15 protein-coding genes are annotated in these 15604 nt (G+C 70.9%); 8 read left to right on the forward strand and 7 right to left on the reverse strand.

Annotated elements, in window-relative coordinates:
* Window positions 1-16 precede the first annotated feature (16 nt).
* From E4T13_RS23040 to E4T13_RS23050, 3 genes are read left to right on the forward strand one after another with little or no spacing between them, the layout of a single operon-like run.
* Window positions 17-691: a cytochrome c oxidase subunit II gene (locus tag E4T13_RS23040; RefSeq protein ID WP_206030273.1), complete on the forward strand. Its 675-nt coding sequence runs from the start codon at window positions 17-19 to the stop codon at window positions 689-691.
* The gene (ctaD, locus tag E4T13_RS23045) at window positions 688-3168 is read left to right on the forward strand and encodes a cytochrome c oxidase subunit I (RefSeq protein ID WP_137180681.1); all 2481 of its coding nucleotides are present in this window, start codon (window positions 688-690) and stop codon (window positions 3166-3168) included. The genes E4T13_RS23040 and ctaD overlap by 4 nt, the downstream gene beginning before the upstream one ends.
* Window positions 3165-3485 carry a hypothetical protein gene (locus E4T13_RS23050; RefSeq protein WP_137180682.1) on the forward strand — a complete coding sequence of 107 codons (321 nt, stop codon included), beginning with the start codon at window positions 3165-3167 and terminating at the stop codon, window positions 3483-3485. Before ctaD ends, E4T13_RS23050 begins: the two co-directional genes overlap by 4 nt.
* Before the next feature lie 23 nt (window positions 3486-3508).
* On the opposite strand, the gene E4T13_RS23055 is transcribed toward E4T13_RS23050, so the two are convergent.
* The 7 genes from E4T13_RS23055 to E4T13_RS23085 form a co-directional block, all read right to left on the reverse strand.
* Window positions 3509-5227, reverse strand: a complete 1719-nt coding sequence (locus E4T13_RS23055; protein ID WP_137180683.1) for an iron ABC transporter permease — start codon at window positions 5225-5227, stop codon at window positions 3509-3511.
* Window positions 5224-6339 (reverse strand): ABC transporter ATP-binding protein, encoded by a 1116-nt coding sequence (locus tag E4T13_RS23060; RefSeq protein WP_137180684.1) that lies wholly within the window; start codon window positions 6337-6339, stop codon window positions 5224-5226. Before E4T13_RS23060 ends, E4T13_RS23055 begins: the two co-directional genes overlap by 4 nt.
* A complete protein-coding gene (locus tag E4T13_RS23065) occupies window positions 6326-7312 on the reverse strand; it encodes an extracellular solute-binding protein (protein ID WP_137180685.1) in 987 nt (328 codons plus the stop codon). Before E4T13_RS23065 ends, E4T13_RS23060 begins: the two co-directional genes overlap by 14 nt.
* Before the next feature lie 94 nt (window positions 7313-7406).
* Window positions 7407-8357 (reverse strand): branched-chain amino acid ABC transporter permease, encoded by a 951-nt coding sequence (locus tag E4T13_RS23070; protein WP_137180686.1) that lies wholly within the window; start codon window positions 8355-8357, stop codon window positions 7407-7409.
* Window positions 8357-9277, reverse strand: coding sequence for a branched-chain amino acid ABC transporter permease (locus E4T13_RS23075; protein WP_206030274.1), 921 nt, complete (start codon window positions 9275-9277; stop codon window positions 8357-8359). Before E4T13_RS23075 ends, E4T13_RS23070 begins: the two co-directional genes overlap by 1 nt.
* The gene (locus tag E4T13_RS23080; RefSeq protein ID WP_137180688.1) at window positions 9277-9996 is read right to left on the reverse strand and encodes an ABC transporter ATP-binding protein; all 720 of its coding nucleotides are present in this window, start codon (window positions 9994-9996) and stop codon (window positions 9277-9279) included. Before E4T13_RS23080 ends, E4T13_RS23075 begins: the two co-directional genes overlap by 1 nt.
* Window positions 9993-10739 (reverse strand): ABC transporter ATP-binding protein, encoded by a 747-nt coding sequence (locus tag E4T13_RS23085; protein WP_206030275.1) that lies wholly within the window; start codon window positions 10737-10739, stop codon window positions 9993-9995. The genes E4T13_RS23080 and E4T13_RS23085 overlap by 4 nt, the downstream gene beginning before the upstream one ends.
* A 114-nt stretch (window positions 10740-10853) precedes the next feature.
* Between E4T13_RS23085 and E4T13_RS23090 the strand changes: the two genes are divergently transcribed.
* The 5 genes from E4T13_RS23090 to E4T13_RS23110 all read left to right on the forward strand — a co-directional run bounded on the left by E4T13_RS23090 (window position 10854) and on the right by E4T13_RS23110 (window position 15568).
* The gene (locus E4T13_RS23090) at window positions 10854-11189 is read left to right on the forward strand and encodes a TIGR04076 family protein (RefSeq protein WP_137180690.1); all 336 of its coding nucleotides are present in this window, start codon (window positions 10854-10856) and stop codon (window positions 11187-11189) included.
* Window positions 11186-12223: an aldo/keto reductase gene (locus E4T13_RS23095; RefSeq protein WP_137180691.1), complete on the forward strand. Its 1038-nt coding sequence runs from the start codon at window positions 11186-11188 to the stop codon at window positions 12221-12223. The genes E4T13_RS23090 and E4T13_RS23095 overlap by 4 nt, the downstream gene beginning before the upstream one ends.
* Complete coding sequence (locus E4T13_RS23100) at window positions 12216-12620, forward strand: DUF4440 domain-containing protein (RefSeq protein ID WP_137180692.1); 405 nt, start codon at window positions 12216-12218, stop codon at window positions 12618-12620. The genes E4T13_RS23095 and E4T13_RS23100 overlap by 8 nt, the downstream gene beginning before the upstream one ends.
* Window positions 12621-12691: 71 nt before the next feature.
* Complete coding sequence (locus E4T13_RS23105; protein ID WP_137180693.1) at window positions 12692-13966, forward strand: ABC transporter substrate-binding protein; 1275 nt, start codon at window positions 12692-12694, stop codon at window positions 13964-13966.
* Between the two features lie 135 nt (window positions 13967-14101).
* Window positions 14102-15568, forward strand: coding sequence for an aldo/keto reductase (locus E4T13_RS23110; protein WP_137180694.1), 1467 nt, complete (start codon window positions 14102-14104; stop codon window positions 15566-15568).
* Window positions 15569-15604: the final 36 nt, after the last annotated feature.

Raw genomic sequence — 15604 nt, forward strand, 5'->3', positions numbered from 1 at the left:
CCATTCTCTCCGGCTGTTGATCGCAACCACAACACTGCCGGTGCTGGCCGGTTGCGCGGAGAGGCTCTCCGCGGTGCACCCGGCCGGCCCGGCCGCCGCAACGATCGCAACGCTGTGGTGGGTGATGCTGATCGGCGCGAGCGCCATCTTCCTTTTCGTCATGGTGCTGCTGGTCCTCGCCTTCCGCCGCGCGCCCGCGCCGCAGGCGCCGGCCGCGGAGCAGCGGCAGGAGCGGATCTGGATCGCGGCCCTCGGCCTCGGCTTCCCACTCGCGGTGCTGTCCTCGCTGCTCGCCTACGGTCTCGTCGTCGGCGAGCGGCTGCTACCGCGGCCGGCATCCGATGTGGTGACCGTCCGGGCGGAAGGGCGCCAATGGGCGTGGTCCTTCTCCTACGCCGATGCCCCCGGACGCATCACCGGCGACGTGCTCCATGTCCCCGCCGGGCGGCCGGTGGATGTGCAGATCACCTCGGCCGACGTGATCCACAGCTTCTGGGTGCCGCGCCTGGCCGGCAAGCTCGACGCGATCCCAGGCCATGTGAACGTGCTGCGGATCGAAGCCTGGGCGCCTGGCGACTATGCCGGCGTCAACGCCGAGTACAACGGTCCCGGCTATCGGGGGCATGTCTTCACCGTGCGGGCGCATGACGAAGCGGGTTGGGGCCGCTTCCTGGCCGGTGGCGCGCCATGAACGCGCTTCGCCGGCATCGCGCGCTCACGCGCATCTGGGCCTCGGAACCGGGCTGGAGAGGCTGGTTCACCACGGTCAACCACACCGATCTCGGACGCATGTTCATGCTGGCCGCGGTGGTGTTCTTCCTGATCGGCGGCATCCTGGCCATGCTGATCCGTGCCCAGCTCGCCACGCCGCGCTCGGCCTTCATGGGACCGGATGTCTACAACCAGGTCTTCACGATGCACGGGACCATCATGATGTTCCTGTTCGCGATCCCGCTCTTCGAGGGGATCGCGGTGTATCTGCTGCCGAAGCTCCTCGGGGCGCGCGACCTGGCATTCCCGCGGCTCACGGCATACGGCTTCTGGTGCTACGCCTTCGGCGGGTCGCTGCTGCTGGTCTCGCTGTTCCTGGGCGTCGCGCCCGACGGCGGCTGGTTCATGTACCCGCCGCTCACCTCGCGGGCGAGCAGCCCCGGCATCAACACGGATTTCTGGCTGCTCGGCATCACCTTCGTCGAGATCTCCGCGATCTGCGCCGCGGTGGAGATCACCGTGACGGTGCTGCGCTATCGTGCGCCGGGCATGTCGCTGTCGCGCATGCCGATCTTCGCCTGGTACGCGCTTGTCACCGCCGTGATGATCCTGACGGGCTTCCCGCCGCTGATCCTGGGCTCGATCCTGCTTGAGCTCGAACGCGCCTTCGACATGCCGTTCTTCGTCACCGCCCGGGGCGGCGACAGCCTGCTGTGGCAGCACCTGTTCTGGCTGTTCGGACACCCGGAGGTCTACATCATCTTCCTGCCCGCCGCGGGCGTGATCTCGACCATCCTGCCGGTCATGGCGCGCACGACGCTGCTGGGCTACGGCTGGGTCGTGGCGGCGGCGGTGGCGCTGGGCGTGCTGGGCTTCGGGCTCTGGGTGCACCACATGTTCGCCACCGGCATCCCGCACATGGCGCTGGCCTTCTTCTCCGCCGCGTCGACGCTGGTGGCGGTGCCGACCGCGGTGCAGGTCTTCGCGTGGATCGGCACGCTGTGGAAAGGCAGCCCGACCCTCACGCTGCCGATGCTCTGGATCCTGGCCTTCTTCGCCACCTTCGTCATCGGCGGCCTGACCGGCGTAATGGTGGCGGTGGTGCCCTTCGACTGGCAGGTGCACGACACGCATTTCGTCGTGGCGCACCTGCACTACGTGCTCGTCGGCGGCTTCGTCTTCCCGATGCTCGCCGCGCTGTATTACTGGATGCCGCACGTCACGGGCCGGAAGCGCTTCTTCAGGCTCGGCGAGACGGCCTTCTGGCTGATCGCCGGCGGCTTCCACGTCACCTTCCTCGCGGTGCATTGGGCGGGGCTGCTGGGCCAGCGGCGCCGCATCCACACCTACGACGAGGGCCAGGGGTGGGAGGTGATCAACCTGATCGCCTCCATCGGCGGCTTCGCCACGGCGATCGGCTTCGCCCTGGTGATCGTGGACGTCGTGGCCAACGCAGCCATGGCGGTCCGCGGCTCGCGCGACCCCTGGCGCGCCGGCACGCTGGAATGGGCGATGCCGACGCCGCCGCCGGCCTACAATTTCGCGAGCCTGCCGCAGGTCGCGTCACGCGATCCGCTGCACGACGAACCGGAACTGCCGGCCCGACTTGCACGCGGCGAGGGGTATCTGGGCGATCCGTCCCGGAACCGTCGCGAAACGCTTGTGGTGGAGGTGGCGAGCGGAGAACCCGCGCAGATCGTCGTCTTCCCCGCCAACACGGCGCTGCCGATCCTCATGGCCTTCGTCACCGGCGGCATCTTCCTCGGCATGCTGCTGAAGCTCTACTGGCTCGTACCCGTTGCCGTACTGGGCGTCGCGGCGCTCGTCGCGCGCTGGGCATGGAGCCTCGGCTCGACGCGCGAGGAGGGTCCGCAGGACGTGGGCCGTGGCCTGGCGCTGCCGCTTGCCGCGGAGGCCGCGGACCCGCCGGGCTGGTGGGGCACGCGGTTCCTGCTGCTCGCGAACGTGACGCTCTTCGGCTCGCTGCTGTTCGGCTACGCCTTCCTGTGGACGGTCGCACCGGGCTGGCCGCCAGCCGCCTATCTGCAGCCCGGCCTCGCGGGACCCGCGCTCCTGCTCGCGGGCATACCATTGTCGGTGGGCGGCATACGGATGACCGATCGGGCGCTGAGGCGCGGCCGCGGCCCATGGATCGGCCTGGTCCTGGGCGTGGCGGGCGCTGGCGCAACGGGACTGGCCGCGACGACCCTGCTGCTCGGCACCGCGCATGATGCGCATGCCTATGATGCGACGGTATGGGTGTTGGGCGGCTATGTGCTGTTCCACGCGACGCTGGCAGGCGCGATGACCCTGTTCCTCGGTGCGCGGATTGCCGCGGGCTACGTCACCGGCCGGCGGATCGGCGAGGCGCGGATCGTCCGGCTCTGGCACGACTACATGGCGGCCGTGGCGCTGCTCGGCCTCGGTGCGGCCTGGCTGCCGGGGCTGGCGATGTGAGGGACGTCCTGCGCATCGCGCTGCCGCTGACGGTCTGGCTTGGTGCATTCAGCGCCGTCTACGGGCTGGAGGGGCTTGTCTGTTCCGAGCGCTGGACGGCGGCCGGGCTGGACCGCGCCACGGGCCGCCTTGCGCTGGTGGGGGCCTGGGCGGCGGCCGTCGCGCTGCAGGCTGTCCTGCTGATCGGGCTTCGCTCGCCGCGCTTTGCCTCGCCATCCGGCTTCGTCCGATGCGTCAGCCTGACGCTCGCCGGGGTCGCGCTGCTCGCCACGGCCTGGACATTGCTGCCGGTGGCCACGAGCACGCTGTGCCTGTGATGCGATGAAGGCCGGCGACCCGCCTAAAGCCAGCCCAGGCTGCGCTCGCGTTCCGACCCGCGGGCGATGACGAACAGCACGAGCCCCGCCGCCGCCACGCCGACCAGCATGGTCGCGTAGGCCGCCGCCATGCCGACATCGCCCGACAGCGCCTGCTGGTAGGCCGCGATGGGCAGCGTTCGCGTCGTGCCGGTGTAGAGCACGATGGAGGCAGAAAGCTCGCTGAACACCTCCACCCAGGCGATCGCGGCGCCGGCCAGGATGCCCGGGCGCATCAGCGGCGCCATCACGCGACGGAAACCGGTGAGCGGCGGGTCGCCCAGGCTGCGCGCCGCATCCTCCAGCCCGCGGTCGATCTGGTAGACAATGCCCGCCGAGGCGCGCGTCATGTAGGGCAGGCGGCGGACGAAATAGACCGTGACGATGATCGTCGCCGTCCCGGTCAGCAGCAGCGGCGGCTCGTTGAAGACGGTGGCGTAGCCGATGCCGAGCACGGTGCCTGGCACGACGTAGGGCACCATGATCAGCAGGTCGAGCGCGCGGGTAAGCGGGCCCGTGCGGCGCGCGATGACATAGCCGATGGCCGAGCCGACAAGGATGATCAGCGCCAGCGCCAGGCCCGCGAAGATCAGGCTGTTCCACAGCGCGTCCCCCAGCGCCTCGATCGCGCGCGCATAGTTGTCGAGCGTGAGGACCGGCTGGAACACCACGCCCCGCACCTCGAGGAAGGAGCAGATGGTGACGACGATCTGCGGCGTGCTGGCAATGGCGACCAGCGCCGCCGTGCCGAAGCCGAGCAGCGCGCCGGTGCGCCCGCGGAGCCGCACCGGCGCCGCGCCGCCGCCGGTGTCATCCGCGACGGAGCGGCGGGTGGAGAAGATGCGCACCGCCACCACCAGCGCCATCGCGATCACCACCAGCACGGCGCAGGTGGTCGCCGCCATGCCGGGCTCCGCCCCGATCTCCGACAGGTAGAGCGAGAAGGCGAGCGTCGCGAGCACCGGGAAGCGCTCGCCCTCCCCCAGGATCGAGGGCGTGCCGAAATCGGAGATGATGCCGAGGAAGACCAGCAGCGCGGCTGTCAGCACGGAGGGCAGGATCAGCGGCAGCGTGACCGTGCGCACCACGCCGATGCGCCCGCGGCCGAGGCTGGCCGCCGCATCCTCCAGCGTGCGGTTCACCCGCGCGAGCCCGCCGCGCACCACCAGGAACACCACGGGATAGAGCGCGAAGGCGCTGGCCAGCGCGATGCCGAAGGCGCCGTAGATCGGCGGCAGCTCGATGCCGATGCCGCGCGCGGCCTCTGTCACGAGGCCGCTGCGGCCGAACAGCATGATCCAGGCATAGGCGCCGACGAAGGGCGGCGACAGCATGGAGAGCAGGATCGCAACTTCGATCCAGGCCTTCCCGGCAAAGTCGAAGCGCGCGAAGACGAGTGCGAGCGGCAGGCCGATGGCGAGCGCGATCACCGTGCCGAGCACGCCGACCGTGAGGCTGTTGAACAGCGCGCGGCGGAAATAGCTGGAGCCGAAGAAGGTCTGGTAGTTCTCCAGCCCGAGGCGGCCGCTCTCCTGCCCGATGAAGCTCTGCCGCGCGAGCTCGGCCAGCGGCCAGGCGACGAAGACCAGCATGAAGGCGACCGTCGCCCAGGCGATGGCCGTCCAGGGATCGTGGCGGATGCCGCGCAGCAGCCGCGCCGGCCAGCCGGGGGCGTTCGGCTGCGCGATCCCCGCGGCGCTCATGCGATCCGCACGCCGCTTTCGGGCGCGAACAGGCGCAGCCGGTGCGGCTCGAAGGACAGGCGCACGGGCTCGCCCTCGTTGGGCAGGGGCAGCGCGCTCGGCAGGTCGGCTTCCACCGCCGCCTCGCCGGGGCCGATGATCACCCGCATGCGGGTGCGCGGGCCGAGATAGGCGAGGCTCGCGACGCGGCCTTCCAGGCAGCAGCCCGGCGGGTCTTCCGGCGTGGCGAGGCGCAGATCCTCGGTGCGCAGCGCGGCGCGCGCGGCGCCCTGCGCGCCGGGCGCGGCCGCCGGCAGCGCGAAGGCGGCGCCATCGGCGATGCGCGCGGCGGCGCCGGCGCCGTCCCGCAGCAGCGTGGCGTCAAGCCAGTTGCAGCCGCCGACGAACTCAGCGACGAAGGCATGCGCGGGCGATTCGAACACCTCGCGCGGCGTCGCGAACTGGCGGATATGGCCGCGCTCCATCACCGCGATGCGGTCAGAGATGGCCAGCGCCTCCTCCTGATCATGCGTGACGTAGATGGTGGTGATGCCCATCTCACGCTGCATCCGGCGGATCTCGTCGCGCATCTCGATGCGGAGCTTGGCGTCGAGGTTGGACAGCGGCTCGTCCATCAGCAGCAGGTCGGGCTCGATCACCATCGCCCGCGCCAGGCCGACGCGCTGCTTCTGCCCGCCGGAGAGCGCATCCGGGTAGCGCGCGCCGAGATTGCCGAGGCGCACGCGCTCCAGCGCAGCCGCCACCTTCCGCTCCGCGGCCTCGCGCGGGACGCGGCGGGCGCGCAGGCCGTAGGCGACGTTCTCCGCCACCGAGAGATGCGGGAAGATCGCATAGCTCTGGAACACCATGCCGAAGTTGCGCGCTTCCGGCGGCGTGCCGTCCAGGCTGCGGCCGGCGAGGCGCAGCGTGCCTTCCTCATGCTGCAGGAAGCCCGCGATCACGCGCAGCAGCGTGGTCTTGCCGCAGCCCGAGGGGCCGAGCAGCGTCAGCAGCTCGCCGCGCTCGGCGGAGAGCTCCACGCGGTCGAGCGCGGTGAAGCTGCCGAACCGCTTGACCAGCCCGGCCGCCGCGAGATGCGGGGCCGGGCCGGTGCGGGCTTCAGCGCCGGACAAGGCGCAGGTAGCGGTTCAGGATGTTGCGCTGGTTCGCGTTCGACCACTCGACCGGGATGTTCTTGATCGGCAGGTCGGAAGGCGGCACAGCGCCGGCCGGAGGCGCCACGTCGTTGCGGATCGGGCGGCGGTTGAAGCGCTCCACGATCAGCGTCTGCGCCTCGGCCGAGACGATGTAGTCCAGCAGCGCGCGGCCGCCATCCGGGTTCGGTCCGCCCGCGACCAGCGCCATCGCATCCGCCGCCATGGTGATGCCTTCGCGCGGGTAGATGATGCGCACCGGCGCGCCGCCCGTGATGAAGCGTTGCGCGAAATCCTCGAGCGTCAAGCCGATCGCGTATTCACCCTGCGCCACGCCGCGCGGCACCGCGCCGGAACTGCCGGTGATGACGAAGTTCTCCAGCATGCGCTCGAACAGGCGCCAGCCTTCCTCCTCGCCGAAATTGTACAGGATCTGCATCAGCTGCTGCAGCGCGGAGCCGGAGCGGTCGGCGCCGGCGAAGGCGATCTTGCCCTTCCACTTCGGGTCGGCGAGCGCGGCCCAGGTGGTCGGGATCTCGGCTTCCGGGACCAGGCGGGTGTTCACCGCGATCACGGTCGGCAGGGTGACGGAGAAGGGGATGTAGTTCGGGCTGACCTTCAGCGATTCGAGGATCGCCGCATCCTCGCGCGGGGTGTAGCGGGCGAAGACGCCCGGGTTGGCATCGATCGACTCGCCGCCGACCGAGACGATGGCGTCCGCCAACGGCCGGGCGCGTTCCGCCACCACGCGGCGCACCAGCTCGCCCGAGCCGGCCGCGACCACCTGGATGTCGGCGCCGCTGCGGGCCTTGAAGCCGGGCGCGAGCGCGGTGATCGAATCGGAGAAGGCGGTGTAGGCGACGACGTTGCCGCCTTGCGCAAAGGCAGGGCGGGCCAGGCCGAGCGCGGCGCCCGCGCCCATCAGCAACGCAGTCCTGCGGCCGATCGTCATCTGTCTCTCCTTCGTCGTCCCATGGGGGCTCCCTGCCCCGCTGCCTGGACGGTCTATCGTGTTTCCGCGCCGGACGTAACGCCCTTCCGCGGTCCTACCCGGCGTGGCGCGAGACCGTCGCACGCTCGCCCAGCACGCCGCGCGGACGCAGCACCAGGATGGCCGCGATCAGCACTCCGATCAGCACCACTTGCAGCGCCGCGCCGCGCGCCTGCTCGGCGGCGGGCAGCGCCTCCCGGATCAGGGTGCCGGCGGTGCTCCAGATCGCCCAGACCAGCACCGCGCCCAGCACCGCCCCGGCATTGCGGCCGGACCCGCCGACGATCAGCATGGCCCAGATCTGGAAGGTCAGCACCGGCAGGAAATCCTCCGGTGCGATGTAGCCCACGAAATGGGCATACATCGCGCCCGCCAGCCCCATCAGCATGCAGCCGATGACGAAGCTCTGCAGCCGGAAGGCGCTGGCCCGCTTGCCGAGGGAGGCGGCGGCGAGCTCGTCCTCCCGGATCGCGCGCAGCACGCGGCCCCAGGGGCTGGCGACCAGCCGCTCCAGCGCCCACCAGGCAAGCCCGAGCACGGCCAGCACCAGCCCGAGATACGCCAGGTTCCAGCCGAGTCCGGTGCCAAGCGACTCCGCGAAGGGCTTCGGGATGGACTGGATGCCGAAGGGTCCGCCGGTCAGCGCCTGCGCATTCAGCGCGATGAGCTGGATGACCACCGCGATGCCGAAGGTGGTGATCGCCAGGTAGTCCTCGCGCAGGCGCAGCGCCGCGACGCCCACCACCAGCGCGGCGAGACCGGAGAAGCCCATCGCGCCCAGCCATCCGACCGCGACCGGCAGGCCGAAACCGCCGAAGCGCTCAGGCTCCGGCGGGCCGGTGAGCAGCGCGGAGGCATAGGCGCCCACCGCGACGAAGCCCGCGACGCCGACATTGAACAGGCCGCAGAAGCCCCATTGCAGATTGAGGCCCAGCGCCATCACGGCGAAGATGCCGGCAAAGACCAGGAAGAAGGCGAGGTAGTTCAGGACGGGCAGCCACTCCATCACGCGCGCTCCCCGAACAGGCCGGTCGGGCGCAGCAGCAGGATGCCGATCAGCACGACGAAGGCGGTGGCGGCTCGATACTCGGCGCCGACCAGCGGCACCGAAAGGCTTTCGGCAAGACCCACGATGTAGCCGCCCACAACCGCGCCGCGCACGCTGCCGATGCCGCCGAGGATCGCCGCGGCGAACAGCGGCAGCAGCAACTCGAAGCCGAGGCCGGGGCGCACCTGCCCCACGACACCGGCCAGCACGCCCGCGACGGCGGCGAGCGCCGCGCCGATCACCCAGGTGGCGCGGATCACGCCTTCCACGTCCACGCCCGCCACGCGCGCCAGCGCCGGGTTCTGTGCGGTGGCACGCATCGCGCGCCCGAGCGTGGTGCGCGTCAGCAGTCCCTGCAGCGCGAGCATCAGCACCAGCGTCAGCCCGATCACCAGCATCTGGTCCGGCGTGATGCGCAGCCCGCCCAGGACATCGCGCGGCACCAGCCGGATCGCGATCTGGATCTCCCGCGTGTAGTATTCGGGCAGGGTGCCGTAGAGGAACTGCACCAGGTTGCGCAACGCGAGCGCGGCACCGAAGCTCGCGATCACCAGCGTGATGGCGTTGCCGCGCCGGAGGCGGCGGAACAGCAGCCAGTCCACGACCAGCGCGAGGCAAGCCGTCAGCGCGGCGGCGAGGATCATCGCGACGATGAGTTGCCAGCCGAAGCTGAACGGGCCGAGCGGCTCCATCACGCCGCCGCCCGTCACCGCCAGCACCAGCGCGAGCGCGGAGACGGCGAGATAGGCGCCCCAGGTCATGAACTCGCCCTGGCCGAAATTGGCGAAGCGCAGGATGGAATAGGTGAGCGTCAGCCCGACCGCGCCGAGCGCGATCACGCTGCCCACGACGAGGCCATCGGCGATCAGCTGCAGCATCAGTGAGCGGCCTCGCCGAGATAGAGCGCCGCCATCCGTGGATCATCGACAAGGTCGCGGGCCGCGCCTTCCAGGCGTTCCCGCCCCTCCACCAGCACCACCGCGCGATCCGCCAGCGCCAGCGCGGCCTTCACGTTCTGCTCCACCAGCAGGATCGTCACCCCCGTGTCGCGCACGGCGCGCAGACGCTCGAACACCACGCCGACCAGCTTGGGCGAGAGGCCGGCCGAGGGCTCGTCCAGCATCAGCACCGACGGCGAGGCGACCAGCGCGCGCGCCACCGCCAGCATCTGCCGCTGTCCGCCCGAAAGCCGCCCCGCCGCCAGCGTCCGCTGGCGGTCGAGATCGGGGAACAGCGCGAACATCTTCGACAGGCTGCCGCGGCGCTGCCTTGCGATGAGGGCCGCGGCCAGTTGCAGGTTCTCCAGCACGCTGAGATTTGCGAAGACATTCTCCGTCTGCGGCACGAAGCCCAGCCCCTCATGCACCATGCGATGCGCGGGCAGGCCGGTGACGTCGCGGCCCGCCAGCGTCACGCGCCCCGACCAGATCGGCACGAGGCCCGCGGCGGCCTTCACCAGCGTGGACTTCCCCGCGCCGTTGGGCCCGAGCAGCGCCACGATCTCGCCCGGCGCCACGCTGACGGAGGCGCCGCGAAGGATCGGCAGGCCGGGCTCGTAGCCGCCTTCGATCGCTTCGATGGACAGCGCCGCGGTCATCCCAGGTAGGCCTCGACGACGCGCGGATCGCGCTTCACCTCTTCCGGCGAGCCCTCCAGCAGAAGCCTGCCCTGCGCCAGCACCATCACCGGGCGGCACAGCGTCATCACCAGGTCCATGTTGTGCTCGATGATCAGGAAGGTGATGCCATCAGCGTTCAGCGCCGCGATCTTCTCCATGATGATCGCCAGCAGCGGCGGCGCCACGCCGGCGCCCGGCTCGTCCAGCAGGATCAGCTTCGGCTCCGCCACCAGCACGCGCGCCAGTTCCAGCAGCTTGCGCTGCCCGCCAGAGAGCACGCTGGCCGGCTGCGCGGCGAGCTTCGCGAGGCCGACGAAATCGAGCCAGTGCATCGCATGCTCGCGGTTGCGCCGCTCCTCGGCCGCCACGGCGCCGGGGCTGAGCCAGTTGGCCCAGAAGCGCTCGCCGCGCTGGCCCTGCGGCGCGAGCATCACATTCTCCAGCACGGTCATCGCCGGGAAGGGGCGCGGGATCTGGAAGGTGCGCGCCAGGCCGCGCCCAAAAACCTCGTCGGGCCGGAGGCCGTCGATGCGCGCGCCATCCAGCGTGATCGTCCCGGTGTCCGGCGCCAGGCTGGCGGCGATCAGGTTGAACAACGTGGTCTTGCCGGCGCCGTTCGGCCCGATCAGCCCGGTGATGGTGCCGCGCGCGAGGGTGAAGGAGACGCCGTCCACCACGGGCGGCCCCCCGAATCCCTTCGTCACGCCCTCGGCCACCAGCACGCGGTCATCCCCCGGTCTTGGCCGCGGAAAGGCCGCGCGGCGCAGCGCAAGTCAAGGCCCCCGCTTGCGCCGCCGTTCCGCCCGGCCGAGATAGCCGCCAGCGGGAGAACGGCGATGGACGAGGACGGATTCGACCTCTGGGACCTGCGGGTGGAGGTGGTGGCGCCGCCGGGCGCCAGGCTCTGGTGCGGCGCCGTGCCCGGCGACCATTTCGAGCTGCGTGGCGAGATGCTGCACCTGCCGCCCGGCCAGGGTTTTTCGATCTACTCGCTGGCGGCGGTGCTGCCGCTGCTGGCGGCGAAGCAGCGGCCGACGCATCCGATGGACTGGATGACCTCCGACGCCGAGGTCGCCTGCCCCGACCCGAACTGCCCGAGCCGCTTCCGCATCACCCGCACCCAGCTTCGGCGCTTCAAGCGCTCCGACACCACGGCGACCGAGGCCCCATGACCGTCCAGCGCTTCGAACTCGCCCCGGGCTACACGATCTCCCGCCTGATCCGCGGCGGCTGGCAGCTGGCCGGCGGGCATGGCGAGATCGAGCGCGACCGCGCCATCGCCGACATGCGCGCCTTCCTCGAGGCCGGCATCACCACCTTCGACTGCGCCGACATCTACACCGGCGTCGAGGAGATGATCGGCGCCTTCCGCGCCACGCTGCCGCCATCCGAGCGCGCGCGGCTGCAGGTGCACACGAAGTTCGTGCCCGACCTCTCCGCGCTCGCCACGCTGACGCCCCCCGACATCGAGCGGATCATCGACCGGTCCCTGCAGCGCCTGCACGCCGAGGCGCTCGACCTCGTGCAGTTCCACTGGTGGGACTACGCCATTCCCGGCTGGCTGGACGCCGCGCAGCACCTGGCGCGGCTCAAGGAACGCGGGAAGATCCGCAACCTCGCCGGCACCAATTTCGACACGCCGCACAGCGCGGCGATGATCGAGGCCGGCGTGAAGCTGGTTTCCATGCAGGTGCAGTATTCGCTGCTGGACCGCCGCGTCGCCGGGGCGATGAGCGATCTCTGCGCACGCAGCTTCATGCGCTTCCTCTGCTACGGCACCGTGGCCGGCGGTTTCTTGTCGTCGCGCTGGCTCGGCAAGGACGCGCCGGCGGAGCCGCTGGCGAACCGCAGCCTGGTCAAATACCGGCTCATCATCGAGGAGTTCGGCGGCTGGGACGCCTTCCAGGCGCTGCTGCGCCTGCTGGACGGCATCGCGCGCAAGCACGGTGTGTCCATCACCGCCGTCGCCACGCGCTGGGTGCTGGACCAGCCGCATGTCGCGGGCGCGATCGTCGGCGCGCGTTATGCCGAGCACCTGCCGGACAACCTCGCGGTCTTCCGCTTCGCGCTGGACGCCGAGGACCGCGCCGCCATCGCGGCGCTGCTGGCGCAGCATCCGGGGCCGCAGGGGGACTTCTACGCGCTGGAACGCGATCGCGCCGGGCCGCATGGGCGCATCATGAAATACGAGCTCAACCGTGACTGACGCGGAACGCTGCGCGGAGGAGATCCGCGACCTTCACCGAGTCTTCGAGAAGACGCTGGGCGCGCCCGGCGCCGACGACAACGGCCGCTACGAAGCGGCCTTCGCGCCCGGCTTCGCCATGGTGATGCCGAACGGAACCCGGCTCGACCGCGCCCAGGTGCTGGATTTCCTGCGCCAGGCCCGCGGCGTGCGCGGGCCGGGCTTCCGCATCGCCATCGAGGATGTCGGCGTTCTGCACGCCGCGCCGCCGCTGATGCTGATGCATTACATCGAGCGGCAATGGCTTCCGGGCGGGATCGAGACAGCCCGCCGCGCCGCCGCCCTGTTCCGCATCGAGCCCACCGGCCCGCACTGGCTCTTCGTGCAGGAGACCTGGGTCACCCCGCCCCCGGCCTGAACCCCCGTTTACAAGCGCCGGGCGCAGGGCGAGATTGCCTGAAATCCATCTGTGGATCGGGAGCGAACTTCATGTCCATCACCCGCCGCGCCACGCTGGGCGCCGGCCTCGGCGTCCTCGCGGCGCCCACCCTGGCCCGGGCGCAGGGCGCCACCCACACGGTCGGCATGGTGGTCTCGCTGACCGGCCCCGCGGGCCGTTTCGGGCAGGCGGCGGCGAAGTCGGTGGAGCTCGCCTTCAACACGCTGAACGAGGCGGCCGGCAGCGCGGGCATCGCCGGCGGGCGCCTCGCCTTCGACCTGCGCGATGCGCAGTCGCAGGGCAGCGTCGCGGTGGACCAGGCGCGGCAGCTGGTGGACCTGCGCCGCGTGCCGGCGATCATCGGCGGCATCATAAGCTCCGTCTCGATCCCGATCGTCACCAGCGTGACGGGGCCCGCCGGCGTGGTGCAGATCTCGCCCGCCTCCTCCTCGCCCACGCTGACCCGCATGGCGGCCGAGGGCCAGACGCGCGGCTGGTTCTTCCGCACCATCACCTCCGACGCGCTGCAGGGCACGGCCGCCGCGCGCTACGCGATGGACCAGGGGCTGCGCCGCCTGGCGATCATCCACGTCAACAACGATTTTGGCGTGAACATGGTGAACGAGTTCCGCCGCGCCTATGTCGCGCTGGGCGGGCAGATCACCTCCACCACGCCCTACAACCAGGGCCAGGCGAGCTACGCGCCGGAAGTGACGCGCGCGCTGGCGGGCGATCCGCCGGCGCTCTACCTCGTCTCCTACCCCGGCGACGGCACCACCATCGCGCGCACCTGGATCCAGCAGGGCGGCGCCAACACCTTCCTGCTGAATGACGGCATGAACAGCGCCGATTTCATCCGCGATGTCGGCCCGCGCTTCCTCAACAACGCCTTCGGCACCTCCTCCGGCACGGTGACGACGCCGTCGACGGAATTCTTCGCCCGCGCCTATCCGCCGATGTCGGGCGGCTTCGGCGCCGGCGCGCCGGCGGCCGACCGCGCCTTCGACGCCGCGGCGATCCTGGGCCTCGCCATCGCGAAGGCCGGCCGCTTCGAAGCCGCGCCGATCCGCGACGCGATCCGCGAGGTGACGGGCGCGGAGGGCGAGGTGGTGCATGCCGGCCCCGATGGCTTCAAGCGCGCCCTGGAGCTGCTGCGGGCGGGCCAGAAGATCCGCTATGTGGGCGTGATCGGCCCGGTGACCTTCGACCAGAACGGCGACATCACCGGCCCCTTCCGCAAGTGGCGCATCCAGAACGGCGAGATCACCACCGTCGGCCAGATGACGACCGAGGAAGTGCAGGCGGTCCAGCGGCAGTTGAGATAATCCGCCCTCAGACGCCGGGCGCGGCCTCCGGCCGCTTGGCTTGCGCGCAGGCGATTGTCGCGCCCGGCATCGCCGTCGGTTTGTGCGCGGCGGCCATTCGGCCGCTCGGCGGGCGTCGCCCGCCGCCAGCACTGAATGGGTGATGTCGTGACCATTCCCGCTCGTCCGCCTCGTGTCGTTCTCGCTCCGGGTCTCGAAAGCAGCCGCATCGTCACCGGCCTCTGGCAGGTGGCGGACCAGGAGCGGGAAGGACGCAGCCTCGATCACGCGGCGGCCGCGGCGACTCTCGCGGAATACGCTGCCGCCGGCTTCGACAGCTTCGACATGGCCGACCACTATGGCGGCGCCGAGGACATCGCCGGGCTGTTCCGCCGCCAGGGCGGCCAGGCCGCGCTCTTCACCAAATGGGTGCCCACCCCCGGCCCGATGACCAGCGAGGTCGTGCGCGAAGGTGTCGGCCGCAGCCTGGAACGGCTTGGCGGCGCGCCGGACCTGATGCAGTTCCACTGGTGGACCTTCAAGCACCCCGCTTGGCTCGATGCGCTGAAGCAGATGGCGGCGATGCGCGCGGAGGGCACGCTGAAGCATCTCGGCGTGACGAATTTCGACACCGACCATCTGCGCGTCGCAGTGAAGAACGGCATCCCGATCGCGACCAACCAGCTCTCCTTCTCGCTGCTCGATCGTCGCGCGGCGGGCGAGATGTCCGCCTTCTGCCTGGCGAACGGCGTGAAGATTTTGGCCTACGGCACGCTCGGCGGCGGCTTCCTCTCCGAACGCTGGGTCGGGCGCGAGGAGCCGGCCGAGGCCGACATCGCCGACTGGTCCAAGATGAAATACCGCCGCTTCATCGGCGCGATGGGCGGCTGGGGCGTGTTCCAGCGTCTGATGCGGGAGCTGCAGGCGATCGCGCGGCGCCACGGCGTCTCCGTCTCCAACGTCGCGACGCGCTGGGTGCTGCAGCACCCGGCGGTCGGCGCGGTGATCGTCGGCGCGCGGCTGACGGAATCGGAGCACCGCGCGGACAATCTCCGCCTCTTCTCCTTCGCACTGGATGCGGAGGACCAGGCGCGGATCGACAGCGCGCTGGTCGGCAGCACGCCGATTCCCGGCGATTGCGGCGACGAATACCGCAAGCCGCCCTACCTGACCGCGGCCGGCGATCTCAGCCACCACCTCGAAAGCCTGCCGAAGATCTACGACGCCACGGAATTCCGCCCCGGCCGCCTCCGCGTCGATTCCGGCAGCGTGTGGGAAGGGCTGTGCGGCTATTCGCGCGCCGTGCGCGTGGGCAAGCGCATCCTGGTCAGCGGCACCACGGCGACGCACACGGATGGTTCCGTCGTCTGCCCCGGCGATCCCGGCGGCCAGGCGGTCTACATCCTCGACAAGATCGGCGCCGCGATCGAGGCGCTGGGCGGAACCCTCGACGACGTGGTGCAGACGCGGATCTGGCTGCGCGACGCGAATGACTGGGAAGCGGTCGGCCGTGTCCATGGTCGCGTCTTCGCCACGGCGCGCCCGGCCAATACGCTGGTCGAGATCGGCAGGCTCGTCGGCCCCTATCTGGTGGAGATCGAAGCCGAGGCGCTGCTCGACTGATCGCGGCGCAGCGCCGCCTCCGGAACGACACGGACG

This window comes from Roseomonas sp. AR75, assembly GCF_005222815.1.
Lineage (GTDB): Bacteria > Pseudomonadota > Alphaproteobacteria > Acetobacterales > Acetobacteraceae > Falsiroseomonas.

What these genes read in the sequence shown, in the direction of transcription:
- ctaD (WP_137180681.1), top strand. Translation starts at nt 688, where the DNA reads ATGAACGCGCTTCGCCGGCATCGCGCGCTCACGCGCATCTGGGCCTCG.
- E4T13_RS23055 (WP_137180683.1), bottom strand. Translation starts at nt 5,227, where the DNA reads ATGAGCGCCGCGGGGATCGCGCAGCCGAACGCCCCCGGCTGGCCGGCG.
- E4T13_RS23065 (WP_137180685.1), bottom strand. Translation starts at nt 7,312, where the DNA reads ATGACGATCGGCCGCAGGACTGCGTTGCTGATGGGCGCGGGCGCCGCG.
- E4T13_RS23070 (WP_137180686.1), bottom strand. Translation starts at nt 8,357, where the DNA reads ATGGAGTGGCTGCCCGTCCTGAACTACCTCGCCTTCTTCCTGGTCTTT.
- E4T13_RS23075 (WP_206030274.1), bottom strand. Translation starts at nt 9,277, where the DNA reads ATGCTGCAGCTGATCGCCGATGGCCTCGTCGTGGGCAGCGTGATCGCG.
- E4T13_RS23080 (WP_137180688.1), bottom strand. Translation starts at nt 9,996, where the DNA reads ATGACCGCGGCGCTGTCCATCGAAGCGATCGAAGGCGGCTACGAGCCC.
- E4T13_RS23090 (WP_137180690.1), top strand. Translation starts at nt 10,854, where the DNA reads ATGGACGAGGACGGATTCGACCTCTGGGACCTGCGGGTGGAGGTGGTG.
- E4T13_RS23095 (WP_137180691.1), top strand. Translation starts at nt 11,186, where the DNA reads ATGACCGTCCAGCGCTTCGAACTCGCCCCGGGCTACACGATCTCCCGC.
- E4T13_RS23105 (WP_137180693.1), top strand. Translation starts at nt 12,692, where the DNA reads ATGTCCATCACCCGCCGCGCCACGCTGGGCGCCGGCCTCGGCGTCCTC.
- E4T13_RS23110 (WP_137180694.1), top strand. Translation starts at nt 14,102, where the DNA reads ATGGGTGATGTCGTGACCATTCCCGCTCGTCCGCCTCGTGTCGTTCTC.